Genomic DNA, 17,711 nt, shown 5'->3' on the forward strand with positions numbered 1-17,711 from the left:
TTTCTTTTTTAGCTACAAATATTTTAACTAATACACCTCTATTCCGGATAGAGAGGCTTTGATTTTTAGCAATTAATCAAGTAGGTATAATCTTTATGAGCTCTTGGGTTATGGTTATCGCTTTTATTGTAGATGGCTTTAAAGTTGTTTTGTGGACATTTGAGAGGGAATAACTTGTTATTTATAAGTATTTTATGAAGGTGTAGGTGAATTAAGAAACGCAAAAAAGCGTATGGTTATATTAAAATCTCAGATGATAAATAATAATTGAATAGGTAATTCCCCTTTTTTTAAAAGGAAACACAGAATAACTGTTAGGTATAATTATAAAATAATTTTATAGGATTAAAAACAAACAGTAACAAAAGGAAGATAAACCTAATTTAGATGTTATCAATTGCAAATAACCTGTTTTTCCTCTTAATACCTTTTTGCAAGCGTCTTATGTGGTTGTTTTTTTATTAACTTTTTTCGGCGCATTATCTTGAATATAAGTTCTGTATGGGTTTATGCTGTATTGTCAGAATATTAGAGGTAAATTAAAGCTTCTACAATTAAGGGAGCTCCTGTCTCTTTAGTTTTAGCATTCATTTTGTCATTAGAAAGTACTTTAATTTAGTAAAGAAAATAAATTCACTGGTATTATTTTACCATCCTCATAAGCATGCTTTCCTCAAAAATATGATGATTTGTCAATATCGATACAAAAGGAATAGATTCTGTTGGTATTTGAAATAACGATGTTTCGTTTTTCTATTCCGAATCTACATTTTTATTAAATCAAGATGTCCACAAAAATAATTTTTAAGCGATCTATAGAGCGATTTAATCCTATAAAAACTAAACTTATGGAAAAAAAGAAAAAATTATTAATCGTATCATTTGCTTGCCTTTTTCTTTCCTGTGAAAAAGAAGAAGAAACTATTGTTGAAAAACAAGAATTGAAAATCATAGAGATCCCTGAAGAAAGAGGAAAATTATTAAAAGAAGTCCGGTTATCTTCTGAAATGAGTAACGTTACAACTCTTTATAGTAAAAAAGTAGAAACAAATCAATCAAAAAAGGTGACAGGCTTTACAACCTTAAAGAGAAAAGCCAGGGTATCAGATTTGAATAATTTAGGGATTTCAAAATTTTTGTTAAAGAGATGTGCAAATGCACAATATGATAATGATGTTGATGGGCTCTCTATAAATGATGAAGGTCTTTTTAAAAATTACACCAAAGACGGGGAAACTATTTCACAAATGTATAATAAGAATCTTTATATAAGAACAGGAAAGCCTATAATCAAAGAAGTAAAAGGTAGTTATGCTTTTGGCGAAACCATTTACAGAACTTATGAAGTTTCAAACCCTTTTAATTACTCTATAAAGCATACAACCCAATTAACGACTGCAAAGCTTGAGAATTCATCCTATACAACTACACATAGTGTAGGAGTTGGGTATGAAAAGGAAATAGCATTAAAAGGCTTTTTTGCTAAACTAAATGGAAAATTTTCTATTAATTATGAATATTCGAATGAGAGTTCTAATTCTACATCAACAGAAGTTAAGTGGTCAGATAAAACAGAGTTTAATATTCCTCCTAAGACTAAAGTTAGAATCAGATATGTATATACAAAGAAAGAAGCTACATTTAGTTTTAAAATTCCTACTTACTTATGGGGGAGAGTTGGTGTCAATTTAGATGAGACGTTTGAAGGACATTATTTTCACTTTCCAACAATGTATTATTTGTTGAGAGAAACTCCCGAGGGAAGAAAACTTCGAAAAAAGAGATATCAAAAAGGAGAGTTCACATTAACTGATGTGGAAGATATCAAACTAGAAATAGAAAAAATTCCTTTGTAAATTCTAATCTTAAGAAATATGTTACTAAAAAATAAAATTTTATGGAGTGTTTTGTTGTTGTTTAACACTACAATAGCTCAAACAGGGCAAACCTGGATGAAATACATTTCAGATGATACAAAAATCTCACGTATTACTATACCAGGAACACATGATTCTGGCTCTGTAGATGGGGAGGAAGGTACGTTTAGTTGGGTTATTCCAGATGATGCAAAGATCAACCAACACGAAACTATAATGGAACAGTTATACTTGGGAGTTAGGTTTCTGGATATCCGGTTACAAGACGAAAAGGATAAAAATCCTCGAATTGTACACGGTACTTTAGTCGATTTTGAAACTCGATTTAAAGATGTAATGAAGACAATAAAAAGTTTCTTAAAACAATACCCTACGGAGACTATTCTCTTATCTATAAAGAAAGATGATGGCTCCGAAGAGAAGTTAGCAAAACAAGTGAAAGATATTCTCAATAGTGATTCTTACAAAGATATTATCTCTACAAAATATTCGAAAAGTACGACACTAAAAAGTGTAAGAGGGAAAGTAATAATATTATCGAGAATGAGTAAGCTTTATATAGGGAAGTATATTAAAATCCCTGATATGGCAGAAAATGAGTCTTTTGGCTTGGGGTATGTCCAAGATTATTACAATGTTAGTAAACATAATAAAGGTGATCATAAAAACAGGGAGAACAAATGGGATCTGATTTATGAAATGATGCATAAGAGTAAAGATTCAGAAAACGATGATCTCTATCTGAATTATACTAGTGGGTTTCAAACAAATGCTAAATGGCCAGAAATTCCGACAGTATATAACTATATCAATGAAAAATTATTATCCTTTATGAATTATTATAAACATGATAATAAAGGTTTTGGAGTAATTGTTACTGACAATATTAATGCGGATTTAGCAAGGGCTATTTATCGTACAAATTTTGATGGGACTCCTAAACAAAAGGAGAATTTGATACTTTATCAGCATGTAGGTTATAAAGGAAAAGATCTGGTTGTTAAGTATGGCTATAACGACTTAGGTGATGTGAATTTTTCGAATCGAGCTTCATCCCTGAAAATAAAAGATGGATATGAAGCGCTTTTATACTACGAACTTGATAAAAAAGGAGCGTATATTTCTAGAAGAAAGAATAACTCATCTATAGGAAACGATTTTAATGATGAGATTGTTTCCGTTACGGTTAGAAAAATACCAGAAGGAGTATTGTTCTTCAAAAGAAAAAATTATGAAGACAATACTGAAAATGGAGGACAACCATATACATTCGATGATAAAAAAAATAATGGAAAATACTCGAAAACCTTTAGAGCAGAGGTAGGGGATGATAATTTAGTGTCAATGAGAATCCCTGCAGGGTATAAAGTAACTCTTTATGAAGATAAAAATTGGAAAGGTTCTAGTAGGTGGTATAAAGCAGCTGGAAATAAATATTATAATGTGTCAGATCTCAGTAAAGTAGGATGGAAAGACAGGACCTCTTCGGTAAAAATAGAAAAGATACAATACGGAAAATCAAAAAGACAATATGAAGAACATCAGAGTTCTAGCAATTCCTATCTTTATACCTCTGATTGTTCTGAAAATTGTAAAGATATAGATCAGCTATCACCTTCGTCAAATATAACTCTTTCCCCTAATCCAGCTCATAACAGTTGTAAATTGTTTGTTCAGGTAACACAGAATAAAATAGCGGAATTACAGCTGTTTAATCTGATAGGTGAAATAATATACCACAAAGAAATAGAATTGTATTCTGGGAATAATGAGATTCTTATTACCATTGATCCTAGTTGGTCAAAAGGTATGTACATAGTAAAATTTAAACAGGAAAATCAAATAGAGCAAATGGTTAAACTAGTTATAGAATAAGTTAGTGTGAAATTGTAAGTTGTTAAATAGCAGGGTTTTTTAACTCTGCTATTTATTTTAAAAAATACTTTGAAGGTTGCTTTGTTAGTAAGCATTTAAAGTCTAAAAGTAAGTTTCTATGACTTGGCTTGAGGAAATTTACTTGATTAAGAAGAGGAGGAATGTAACAATAGAGATAGTCTCAGATGATTTTTGAGTCTTTCTAAAAATGAAGTCTGAAGTTCACCTTCTTTTCTATTTATACATCACAGCAAGAATAGTAATTTATACATAAAAAAACTCTTGGTAATTTTTGAATTAGAAAGAGCTGATGAAGGGAAGTATCTATCTAACGTTTATTTTTTGAGATGACTTTGTGTACTGTTAAGTCAAAAAGAATGTTTCAATAGAGAATGGATCTAACTGTATGCTTGGAAAAAACTTAATGGTGTTGTAAATTAGTTTGTAATGAGATTTGGAGAGACAAGTAAGAAGCGTATATAGTAGTTTTATAAACATGTTTTTTTATATGATTGTCTACGAAGATCTCTTTTTCTTCTCTGTAAAAAGTTAGACCTGTTTATTAGTAAGCATATTTTATGCTAATATTTTTTAGGGTTCTAAAAAATGTAGACTAGGTAAGATGTAAAAACCAACAAAGTAATGCTAAAGAGAATTCTTTTTTTTTTAAACGAAACACATTATAGACCACAAAAAGCATATAATATTACTAAGTCGGCATTCTTCTCCTTTGTGATATCTTATTTTTTCTTGATAATATTTAAACCTTTTAATCTTAACGGGTACGATGTAGGGCTTCAGCTAGTAGTCATTTTCTTGTACTCTTTTTGTGCCAGCTTTTCTTTTTTATTAGCTGCATTTATTTTAAAACCAACCAAAAAGGAAAGATGGACTTATTTATCTGAGATCTTAATTGTTGTTCTTTCTCAATTCTTTACCCTAATGTATACATACATTATAACAATACAATTTTTGGATTATATATTGATTGATTTATTTGGTTTCAAAAAAAAATTTGTTGTGCCATCGTTTTTTTTTATTAAATCAATGATGTACATAACAGTGACTGGATGGATATTGTATGTTTTACTTAATTTTTACTCCCAAATGAAGTATAACTTAAAGAAAAGAAACAAAAAAACTATGACAACCACTCATCACTTTCTTAGGAACTCAAAAATGATTTTTTTAGTAGGTAAAAATAAAGGAGAGCAGCTTTATGTGTCCCCGTTTGATTTGATATCAATTCATTGTCAAGGGCATTATATAAAAGTCTTTTATTATGATTCAAAAAAGATAATTGTTCAGAAAGAAGTCTTTAGGCTTTCTATGAGAGAAGTTGAAGAGATGTTGTTTAACCATACTAATATTATTAGATGTCACAAGTCATTTTTCGTCAATACAGCATATATTAAATCCATAAAAGCAAAAGGGAATGGGTGGGTTGCAATATTAAATTATAACAATATGCAGGTTGCTGTTTCAAAAGATAAGCTTGAGCTTGTTAAGCAACAAATAAATATGAGGTAATTTATTTGTTGGGAATTACATTTTTTAAACATTATTGAGAGCAACACTTTAGAACCTTCAAAAACAAATATAATTTCATTTACATTATTTAGGAAGTCTTTAAATCATAGTATATGGTCTTTAATAGATAAGGGAGTTACAAATAGTGAATAGTTGATTTAAAGCAGGGTAGTGTTATTTCGTGTCCCTTGTTTTATTCTTGTTTTTTCTTTAAAAACCCAGTAGAAAGAACGAGCGATTCATTGACAATAGTTTAATTTAATATTGGTTTGCTCCAATATAGATCACTTATTAATTTAGATAGGAAGCTTCTTTTTTTTTACAGCCTCCTATTGACGTTAGAAACAAAGTTTATTTAAATGGTCAAGATCATTGTTTTCTCTTATCTTAGTTAAAACTCGATATACTTGTTTTCTAGCTGAATTATGGTTTATGTTTGTGATTTCTCCTATTTCATAATAATTGTGCCCAGAAACAAATTTAAGCAACAGTATTTCTCTTTGTTTTGGAGTTAGTGATTTTAAAATCATTTTTACCGCCATTTTTTTATTATCATTTATCTCTTTATTGATTTTTTTGTTCTCAAAATGTAGATAGTCATCGCTAAATGTATTAGAAAAATCAATTTTATGTATGTTATTAATTTTGGTTTCTTTAGAGAGCTTTGTATAAATGGCGTTTTTTAGAGATCTGAGAATATAATATTTAAGATTTTTTGGTTCAGAAAGGTTATTTTTATGCTCGTATAAGTATATGAATACTTCTTGGATACAGTCTTTAACTAACTCTTTGCAAGAACAAATTTTTAACCCATAGTTGTACATGTCATCTATATAAAGAGTGTATATCGATTCAAATGCATTTTTATCACCGCTTTTAAAATTTTGCCATACTTCAGTACTCATAATTTATTTTATTTTGAGATTTATATACTTGATTGCTTTGTAGGTCTATTAAGTTTCTGATGCGTTTGAGTGCCTCTAGGTTTCTTAGGGAATGATAATTTTCTTACAAATCATTTCTTAAGGAAAGCTAAACGTGAAGTTAGTTGTTAAGATAAAGCCATCTCTTTTCTTTTCATGAATAAATGTAAAATTCCATATTCTGTTAGGGTAAATATCTCATTATAAGAATTTTGTGTTTTTTGTGTTACGCACAAATAAAGAAGGATTTTTCACGAAATATCGTTGTTGTTTCGAGCAAATAAAGAAGCTTATCGATTTTGGATTTTATCCTTATGATTATTGAAGGGGTTAATGGTAATTAATTAAATTTTTATAAGAATTGAATAAATATCAGGTATCATAATTATCTCAATCACATTTTAAAATTTCTCTTTTAAAACAATCATTAATTTAGAAATGAAGAATAAAAGTCATAAGTGGTTTTACCCTTAATTATAACCAAATATCAGTTCTGAATAAGAATTAATATTTTCTAATTTAACAGCTTGTTTTTTGTGTGATATGTGTCTAATCGTAAATTTTATTTGTACCATTTTTAAGGTTTTTCATTTGTTTTTGATTAACAAAATAGCCTTCTGGTATCATGAACTTAGATAAAGCCAGTTTTAATCTTATTTGGTTTTAGATAGCTTTGTTTTATCTTTTTATTATACAAATTAGAAATACTAAAATTATTTAGAGTGAAGCATTATTTACCTATAACGTCATAGTTTTTAAAACTAAAAGGAGACCCCTTTTAGATATTTAGGTGGGGGGGGGTGGTGGGGGTTTTTTTATATTTTTCACATGTTTTTACAATTTTGTAAGATGTAGTTAGTTAAAAATCAGCGTTTTAAAAATTTGATTTTCGCCCTCATAACCCGAAGGTCACAGGTTCGAGTCCTGTTCCCGCTACTTTTAAAAGCTAAATCATTTTTAAATAAATGGTTTAGCTTTTTTTTAGTTAGTCTCAAGAATTTCTTTAAAAATTGCAATCCTTAGTGTAACTCCCCCGAAGGTTGTAAATATACTTTTAGACAATTATTGTTTTACGAAATTAAATTATAACCTAAGCGGACTCATATTTCTTTAACTCAAGCTATTTCTATATTTTTTTGAAAGAAAATTTTTTGATGATAATCATCAAAAGAATATGGCTTTTTAAGCTTATTCAGGTCAATTTTAATACGCTAATAGATGCTAAAAAAAGCTAATGTTGTGCTAATGTTAAGTTAAGGGTATATCGTTTTTTTTGTTTTAAACAGTTGATTATAAGTGTTTTGTTTTAAGTAAGGTATAACAGTAATAAAAAGGAGGGTTTGCAGTTTTTTATGTGGTTTATATACTTTTGCAGGCTATTAGTTAATTTTTTGAAAGAGCTCTAAAAAATTAACTAATTGTTTGTGAAATATATTTATTAGAAAAAAATAGCTTTAAATGAAAAAAGAAGAAATTACAAGAAAATTAGGAGCTTACTTATTATCGATATTAATGATGAGCAGTAGTTTTTCCCCAACCTATGCTTATGCTAAATATCTTATGGGGCTTACTCCTTCAAATACTGGTTTTTTGCAGGTTGATAAAGAGATTATAGATTTTAAAGGAGGTTCCTCTAAAGTAGATCAGGTAGATTTAGGTACTGGAAATGTGGCTTTAAGTGCTTCATTATTTTCGGTAGAGGGGTATAATGCTAAAATAAGGTATAGCAGTGAAGGCGTTGCTAAGAAGGCTAGTGTCTGGAACAGGGATCAAAAACAAGGTGTTATAGGTTTAGGGTGGTCATACCCTGAACATAAAATTATTCGTTTAACTCAGCAAACGGGTACTTTAGAAGATGATAAATATTTACTATATGTAAAAGGAAATTCATTTCCATTATTATTTGTATCTGAAGATAATGAAGAAAAAACATACCGTATAGCTAAGCAACCGGATTGGATTATAAAACATCAAAAACCAAAAAAAGATAAAGAAGGAAATGAAATCAGATCTTTGGAAGAATCCCAATGGAGGGTATATCATCCTAATGGCAAGATCTATATTTATGGAGATGGTAATTTAATTACACATGTTTCTAATGGAGTAGAATATAATGTAAAATGGAGTAACTGGATAGGTAGTTCTGTTTCGACGGGTCAAAGCCTTCTGCCTATTTCTTATAATTTATCAGCAATAGAGAATGTTTATGGGGAACAGGTTAAATTTTTCTATACACAACAGAAAGAACAAGTAGGTAGTAATGGGTTAGAACATACAAGAGCTACCTATCTTTCAAAAATAGTAGGATTACGAGGTAAATCTATTGAAATAAAATATAATAAAAAGGAAGCTTTTGAGTATCAAGATCCTCATACTGAAAATAATAACATTAGTATGGATAATGATAAAGATGCATACCAAGAGCGTTATGAAAATTTATACTTATCTGAGGTTTTACTCAAAAATAGAAAAGGAATATTACAGCGTAGCATTGTTTTTGGACATAACTTTCTAAATAAAGGGAGTGAATTACAAAAACGATTATTAACTTCAATTACCTATAAAGATGCAAAAGGACATATATACCAGCCGTCTAAGCTTTTTAATTATTTTGGAATTGAAAAAGAGATAGATGGAGTATATGCCGGGTTAACTAAAAATGAAACCAAATTATATAACGCAGCTAACGGAGCGTTATATGGAGCCATCAAGCAACAAACATTGTCAGAGGGAGTGAGTTATGCATACCATTATGGTAAAGAACAAATTCAAGGAAGCTCCAAAGATATTGAGATCAAATTTCCTAAGGAACCATACAATAGCAAGTTTAAATTGAGTTCTAAATGGAGTGCTCCTGAATTATTCTATGGATCAGATTATGTGGTTGCAATTTTTGAATCTCAGGATTTAACTCTTCGTCAAAGCTATGTAAAAGTATATCAGTGGATTGGAGATCGATGGATTGAAAAGGATATAGGTCAGTTTGATGGTTATTTTTATGATCGATATTATGCAAAAGATCAGTATACAAAAGGTTTTTTGAAGCAATTAAAAAGCAATGTTTTTGAAGCAATCGGGAATACTTTTCCTGTTGCAGCAGGTGTTCTTAATGGTTTTGAAGATGCTCTAAAAGATACAGGTAAAACACTCTATAAAGTGGGAGATGATATCTCTCATGGTGAAATAGGAAAAGCAATAAAAGACTGGTTTGAAGGTAGTTTTAATGGATTAAAAGACATAGCTAAAGATATTGCTGCTGGTCTAGAGAAAGAAGTTGATGAGTTAATACTAATCGAAAATCAGATCTTTGGAAGCAATGAGACAATATTCTTAGATACACAAAAAAAGCTATATGAGCTCAGAGATAAAGATGCTTCAGATAACCCGAGAAAGGTATACCACGTTACTTTGCAAGATCATTTTTTTGCATTAACATCTTCTTGGGGAGGGCAACAAGTGGCTATCGTCCAAAAGAATAATTTAGTGCCAGGAGAATGGATAACGAACCGGGAAGGGGTTAATATCATGAGTAAATTCTTCACCTTCGATTCCGGAGATAATTTTGTTGCTTTGTTAGATGAGGTTACAGATTTTTTATATATCTATAGTTGGGATGGTCAAATATGGAGTACATATAGTAAGCCATTAAAGACAAGTTTTAATGCTCGTATCACTTCTAATTCAGGTAAGAATAATGTAGAAATAGCTCTTGATGGTTTGTTAGGACCGAATGGAGAGGAGCCAGAGCAAAGGTTAGATCATCGTTCTGCAATAAATGCAAAAAACAATATGATCATTGCGGTAATTACAGATTCTCAGGGAATTAATGCAGATGTAAATTTATTATATCATGATGAGAATATGAATTGGAAAAGCAAGGGAACACAACTTAATAAAAAAGCGGCCCTTATCGGAGATAATACTCACCTTAATACAGATCAACTTTCTCGTTTTTCAATTTTTATGGGTCGAGATGCGAAGATTGATGTAAAGATGGGGAATAGCTTTGCAGTCTTACAAACCTATAATAATGAAGATGAGAATATTCCTGATGTATCTGATATTCCATTAGTAGGAACTTTGATAGGAAGTTTTGTCCCAGACACAAAAAAAATTAATAGTACATATGGTATTACATGGGATGAGAATTATGATAATATTAGCCTTACTCATTTGCATTCGGCTGCTGGTCAAAGTGGAGTAGAAAGTTTTATTGTTGGCGATGTGATAAATAAAATAGGTAAATCGCATAGTTTGATAGTTGGTTCTAATGATGCTTTGGCACCTGCAGATGGTAAGAATTATGCGTTTAGATATACAGGTTCGGATTTTCTGTCTTATCAGATAGAGTCGCCATATTACACAGGTAGTTTTGCCAATGATGTATCTACGGCTATAGTAGAGGGGGCAAATAAAGCGTATAAGATTCCTAAATTTTATCAATATGATCCAAATATAGAAGAATGGGGAGAGATTGGTAATGCATCACAAGAGCAAATTGGCACATCAGAGTTTATCGATTCTGCGATTAATGTGTCTGTAGAGGTCCTTAATATTATTGTCCAGGTCGTTTCATTAGCCATCCCAGGTCTAGGAGAAGTAGCAGAAGTAGGGGAAACATTGGAAACCATTAATAATGCTGCAAACGTAGCAGGTACAGTAAGTGGTCTAATGGAGCCTGTAGCCAATGAAATAGTAAAAGATATTATCGGTACTAATCATAAAAGTACCTCTATTGCGAATAACTATATATCTGTAAACGGGAAGCTGTTTCATAGGCAACCCAGTGGTAGCTGGTTACAAGTAACAAATGATGAGTTTACATTGAATTCGAATAATAGATTGGTTAATAGGTCTAATAGTATTGTAGATAATTTTATACCTTATACTCTTAAGACACCATCTGGACTAGAAAATCATATCAAACTCTTACGTAATGGAAAAGTTTATGAATCAAAAAAATTATCTATTACAAATAAGATCATTCATCAGGATTCAATATCTTCTACAGTTGGTCCAGGTGCTTATGTCAGTTATGGACCAGCAAATCCTAATGGATTTATACAAAAAAATGAATATTTAGAACAGTTTCGTCCTGTTATAGAAGCTACAGCAGAAGAAAGAAGTAGAAACAAACGCCCTGCATATAAAGAAGCAACCCAAGTGACCTTACATAAAGTAACAGGAGATTCTTTTGATACTGAATTATATGATTACCCGGTAACTAGAGTTAGTATACAACAAGGTAATGAAACATTAGGTCATCATTATTACAAGTATGATAAAGCAGGTGTTGCTTATAATTCGGTATCTAAAGTAGCGCTTTATGGTAAGGTTACAGATATTCCGAGCAGTATAGATTATGGTATTAATGAAGAGATTCCCCTAAATAATACAGATGGAGGATATACCGAGTATTACTACTATAACAGGTATAATTCTTTTGGAAAACAAGCTAAAGCGACAGGGCATGTTGCTAATCATACATTAGCATCGTTTTCCGATCAGGATCTGATAACATACCAGAGCAGTTATGATGGAGATAATGTGTCTTTCAATAAAGGCGGTATTACTGTATTAGATGGTCACCCTTATGCCTCTTTGATATATAATACAGATCAAAAAGTAGTATCTCAAGATTTTACTTATTATAAGGTTTGGGAGCATGATTTGATGCATCAAATCACAAATGGGAATACGTTGCAAGAAACGAAAACGTATACAGTACGCCCTGTTCAAAAGATCAAGGTGATAGATGGAGTTGCTTATAAAACTAATCGTAATTATGAATTTAACTCATCAGGGAATTTAGTCCTTCGAGATAAAAGTATAGAAGGAACTTCTACCGATGGCTTACAAGAAGTGCATAGTACCAGGTATGTTTATGCAGACGAGCATTACGATAGCTTAAGAAACCAAAACAGATTAGGGAAACCTTTTATAACACTAGAATCAATTAAAAAAGGAACCCAACAAGAAACAGTCACTAATGTAGATGTTATAACGTATGATCAGTTTATGGTTAGAGGTAAAAATGTTTTTGCACCGAAACATTTTTATAAAGCAAGTGAAGCATACCCTATTAATGATTATATGAATTCGGCAGATATAATAAGTAAAATAGAAGCAGATTTAATAGGACAAGATCGGGATGAGATTGCTTATGAAGAGAAAATAACGTCTATTTCTAAAGGGTATTTCGATGCTCATAAGGCAATAGAGCTTATATTAAGAAAAGAAGATGATTTAAAAAGTGAAATCCATGGGCTAAACACTGAAATGCACGTTCTCAGTAGAGATATTGAAGAGTTTAAGTTAAGGATTGCTGATGATAAAAATGCTGTAAAGAACCTCCACGAAGAGATTAAAGGGTTATATACAGATATTGATGGTTTTAATACTTCTATACAAGGCGAGTATGCTAAAATTAAGGAGGCTCAAGATAATATTGATAGCTATAATACATTTTTGAATGGTTTCTTAGTTGGTCTAAGTTTAGGGTTTAAAGCTATTTCTGATAATAAAAAGATCGCTTCTCTAAAAGATGATATTTCTGGATATCGTTCTGCAATACGTCAGTTATATCAGAATATCCAACAAAAAAGAAATGAGATTAGCTCTAAACGTACTAGTGTGACTGATTTGTTGGATCAGAGTAATGAACTAACAGGTAAAATAACAACTATTGAGACGGCATTAAATGATGAGACAGCTTTATATCATGATTTTCATGAACAGATCGAAACCTTGTTGGTCAAAAGCCATGAAACCATAAAAAATTATCGTTTAATATCGCTTGATACTGATAAACATACTGCTGCTGTTAATGATGTAACATCTCTTCAGGTAAAAAGAATACATGATAAGTACTTAGAGACATTAGAGCGATTGAATATTGCTATCGCTAATCTCCCAGAGCTTACTTCTTCATTGAATGTTAATTTATTGAATAGTAAAGTTTTAGAGCATAAAGCACATTTAACAAGTTTACTTGAGAGACATAAAGTGGCAGTAGATTATATTCAAGGATTACCAGAGCAATTACAAGGGTATGGTTCTTATCAACACAAGTGGGTTAGGACCAATACTATCATGTCCAGAGATTCAGAAACAGGGATTCCTATTGTAGTATCTGATACCGAAGATAATTCATATAGCACGGTATTAGATCCTAACCATAAAAAGCCAATGGTTACTTATAAAGGAATCAATATAAAAGATATAAATGAAGGAGGAGTAAAGTATTATGGTTTTGAAGAAGGAGCATCTCTATTAGGAGGGCAGCTTAATCAAGAGAGTCATACCGGGGATTATAGTATTAAATTAAATGGAAAAAAAGGAATATTACCTGGAGTTGTCCTGGATAATAACAAGAGAAATATATTATCAGCCTGGATAAAATCAGGACAAACCAACATTCCGACATTTTTTAAAGTTGGCAACACTAATACGAAATCATTTTCCGCTGATCAAGAATGGAAATACATAGAAGCATTTATTGAGATAGGAGCGTCAGAAGTACAAATAGAAGGAGTAGGAGATTTGTTAATAGACGATTTGTTAATACGTCCTGTCTCTGTAAAAACAGCTGTTACTGTTAGGGATGATAACGGTATGATAAGTGCTTCGATAAATAATAATGGTAATACTATAAAACATCTTTTTGATGATGCTCAGCGACATTTTGTTTCATTGGAAGATCAAGGTAGAGCAATAGGGTATTCTCACCATTTTTATGGTAGAGGTTTACAAATAGATGGAGTATATAATCCAGATAAACCTAATAATAATCTTCGTGTTGGTTTTCAAGGAAAAAGTGTTTATAAAGGAGATTTGCCTAATGGAATATCTATATCTAAGTCCACATTAAATGAGGAATATGGTTTTGGATACGGAATTTCGTTTATCGCTGAGTCAGATTTTGGAGTTTCTTCTGAATCTTTAAGATTAGAACGAGATGGTCCAGCTTTAAATATTGATAATATCTTTACAGGGGAGAGCACTCAGGTAAAGATTGGTAAAAGGAAGCACTTTTTAATTACTAAAATAAGAGAGGTTTTACATGTTTATGCAGATGGAGAGTTAATCAAACAGTTGAATGTAAACGGATTGGATTCCGGGGATATTGTTGTCACAGGTAGTGTTCGTAAGTTATTTGCAGGAGGATCACCCATATTATCTATGAGGTATCTGGATGGACTTGCTAGAAGTATACAACATCAATATTTTTATAATGATTACGATAACAAAATTACCGGTAAAATTGTTTCAGGTACGATATATAACGGCTGGGGTAATCCTATTCTACAAACCAAGCCTGCGTTAGACAACTATAGTGAACAGCAATATAGCCTATCTTATGATTCTAATTTTGCAAATTATGATGGTAACAGACTAACAGGTAACTTATTTTCATTTTATAAAACGAGAAAAGAAGGAACTTCTACGTATGATACATCAGAAATCAAAGATCATTATAAAATGTTTGATAAAACAGTGTATAGTAAAGACGCTCTACAGCGTGTTGTTTCTGTACATCATACTGGAATTACGGATGTAGATCTTAATAAAACCAGAACATTTTACCAAGATGCTATAGGAAGAGAATTGGAGACTGAGTTAGGAATTTCTACATCGAATGAGTTGAAATTTGCTACAACTACTACCAGAAAACGAGATAATGACAAATCGGTAGTACATGACACTTTTGGAAGGTTAATTGCTTCTAAAGATGGAAATTCTGTGAGTGAGCAGACCTATAGTTATAAAACAAATGGTCATAAGATATCTTCTAGATTGCCTTTATCTTTTCAGAATAATGATAAAACAAAATATACCAATAGTTTAGAAACATTGGATTTGTTAGGAGATCAAAGTTTAATGTATAGTATAGACGAAGGGTCAAGTTATACGGTTAAAAATAAGAAGGGGCTTCCTGTATTTATTTCAACAGAAGATTTCTCTGCCCAAGGTACAGATATCTCTTGGCGTTATTTTAAGTATGATACTCAAGATAGACCAATAGAATCTGGAATAGCCATAGTGTCAGGAGTATTTAATGCAGAAAAAATGGTGCTGTTAGCCAATTTACCGGTTTGGCTTAGTGATATTGTAACCACCCCAGTAAAAACTTGGGTCTATGATCAAGCAGATCAAAATACTATCGATATAAATACAAAAGGAAGAGTTGCCGAACAAACGTCTCTTAGTAATGGTACTTCTGTAACCACCAAATTTACATATAATCCGAGAGGGCAGGTTGTTGAGAAAACCACGCAAGTGAACCAGGGGGATTCAAATTTGGTGAAATACCAATACTATTCTAATGGGAAGATTAAGAACATTACTTACCCTAATGGAACAGAAGTAGCATATACATATGATCTGAATGGCAGATTATATGGAATAGGCAGCGTTACAGATCAGTTTATATATGCAAAATATGGATATGGTATAAATGGCAAAGTGATACAAAAGAACTTTAATAATGAAACTATTGCCAATAGGATACAATATACTTTGCAAGAAAACCAGAAAGAACAAAATGTTACGGTGGCTAATAAAGTATTATTTAAGGAAAAACTTAACTATACAAAAAATAATACTGATTATTACAAAGGTTTAGTTGTAGAGAAAGAAGAAATTAATGAGTTACAGCAAAGAACCGAATGGAAGTATACTTATGATAATCGATATCAGCTAACTAAAGTAGATAAAAATCAATCAGGTGTCATTTCTGATCATAGCTATACGTATGATGTTAACGGAAATTTACAGGAGTACACCAATTCTTTAGATGTAAGTCAGAATGTCAATTATAATTACCAAGAAGGGAGTAATAAATTAAGGAGTGCTTCTGAAGAAGCGAATGCAATAGGACTATATACCAAAATTGGGAATACGCCATTTAGTAATAATACTCGCTTAACATATGATAAGTTAACTCGTAAAGTTATAAGTATAAATCAGCAAGGAACACAGGAGGCCATATCTTTTACTTATGATGCTTATAATCGAAGAGTTCAAAAGGTCAAAACAGGTGCAGAAGGACAAAAAGAGATCCTATCTTATACTTGGGGGACAAGATCTCTACCATTATATGAATCCTATAGTAATAGACAAGCAGATATATCTAGCCCTACTGAATGGAGCAAAGTATATATTTATGGAGAAGAATACGCACCCATCGCAATGATCCATAATGGGAAGACCTATTATTTTATTAGGGATTACCAAAGTAGTTTGCGCTATGTAATTGATGCAAGTGATAATACAACAAAAGAGAAGTATGTTTATAATCCTTACGGAAAAATTGAATATTCATATCAGGAAGATGTTAATCAACCTTTGGGAACTTATCTATATACTGGGCAAGAATATGATCATGAAGTAGGAATATACAATTTTAAGGCACGTCAATATGATCCGATAAGAAGAATATTTTTACAACCGGATCCAAAGCATATAAATTATTCTCCATATACTTATGCCAATAATAACCCTGTCAATTTTGTGGATAGGAATGGGAAAAATCCATTGTATATTTTAGATCATATTGAAGATGAACTTCCAGCAAGGGAACTCAGTAAAACAGGAATTGTGGTTACCTATGAGGATATATTCGGTAAAACTTTAGAAGAGTTACCAGACCTTTCTAAAGTTGGGTTTGATGGAAATGTAACTATCATGGCTCACGGCTATAAAGGAGTTACATCAAAAATAGGAGTAAGAACTGGAAATGCCCGAATGTTTATAGAGAAGCAATCTTTTACAGAGGAGTTAGGTACTTATCTCGGAACAGCAAAAATAGATGAAATAAACCTAAATTTTGGAATTTGCCATAGTGCAGATTGTTCAACAGGAACCAGTGTTTTGGATGAATTTGGTCAATCTTTGGCTGATCAATCATCAAAAACCATCAATGCTGTTGGCTTTACAGAGAATGTTGGATACACGACTAAAGCTGGAGGACTCTCCAATGTTTTTTTAAGTGGTACTAATACACAAAAACCTTTTGGACACGTAAGGGATTTTAATAATTTAAGCCAAGGTAATATTTCAAACAATGCACTGGATCGTTCATTAAATGAAACAGGTCATATTGACATTACAACAGCCGAATTTAGACAAGGACTAGGTCCATATGGAGTTAGTAAAACATTTAAACCAAGAAATTTTCTTGAAAGAGCAGGAGCAAAAATAGGAGGATTCTTCAAATGGTATTAATAAAAAGTATTAGATCTTTTTCAGAGCCTTCCGACTATTAGAGGTGAAATGACCGGTTTTACAGAAGTTCCATATGTAAATCATTAATATTTAGGAGACAATGAACTAAGTAGAAGGAGTAATAAGGCAGGTTCAAAATAGGGATGTTTTGAATCTGCTTTTTTCAAATCATTGAACATTTCAAAACAAACTTTACGGTACATGTTTTATAAATAAAATCCACTTTTTATCAACTAATTAAATAAAGAAAAAGATAATTTAAAGGCGAGCAAAATAAGAA

General features: G+C 31.3%; 5 protein-coding genes. 4 read left to right on the forward strand and 1 reads right to left on the reverse strand.

All coding sequences use genetic code 11. The features are described 5' to 3' along the window. The first annotated feature begins 848 nt into the window (after window positions 1-848). The 3 genes from ACFSTE_RS13485 to ACFSTE_RS13495 all read left to right on the forward strand — a co-directional run bounded on the left by ACFSTE_RS13485 (window position 849) and on the right by ACFSTE_RS13495 (window position 5,282). Window positions 849-1,856 carry a hypothetical protein gene (locus tag ACFSTE_RS13485; RefSeq protein WP_378258472.1) on the forward strand — a complete coding sequence of 336 codons (1,008 nt, stop codon included), beginning with the start codon at window positions 849-851 and terminating at the stop codon, window positions 1,854-1,856. A gap of 18 nt (window positions 1,857-1,874) precedes the next feature. Continuing rightward, entirely contained in the window at window positions 1,875-3,752 is a 1,878-nt protein-coding gene (locus ACFSTE_RS13490) for a phosphatidylinositol-specific phospholipase C domain-containing protein (RefSeq protein ID WP_378258474.1), read from the forward strand. A gap of 642 nt (window positions 3,753-4,394) precedes the next feature. After that, on the forward strand, window positions 4,395-5,282 hold the full coding sequence (locus ACFSTE_RS13495; RefSeq protein WP_378258476.1) for a LytTR family DNA-binding domain-containing protein: 888 nt from the start codon (window positions 4,395-4,397) through the stop codon (window positions 5,280-5,282). A gap of 338 nt (window positions 5,283-5,620) precedes the next feature. Here the strand turns inward: ACFSTE_RS13495 and ACFSTE_RS13500 are convergent, their stop codons facing one another. Then, a complete protein-coding gene (locus ACFSTE_RS13500) occupies window positions 5,621-6,187 on the reverse strand; it encodes an RNA polymerase sigma factor (protein ID WP_378258478.1) in 567 nt (188 codons plus the stop codon). Window positions 6,188-7,663: 1,476 nt separating this feature from the next. Here ACFSTE_RS13500 and ACFSTE_RS13505 point away from each other — a divergent pair. Further along, complete coding sequence (locus ACFSTE_RS13505) at window positions 7,664-17,431, forward strand: RHS repeat-associated core domain-containing protein (protein WP_378258480.1); 9,768 nt, start codon at window positions 7,664-7,666, stop codon at window positions 17,429-17,431. Window positions 17,432-17,711: the final 280 nt, after the last annotated feature.

Source organism: Aquimarina hainanensis (assembly GCF_042684685.1).
GTDB lineage: Bacteria > Bacteroidota > Bacteroidia > Flavobacteriales > Flavobacteriaceae > Aquimarina > Aquimarina hainanensis.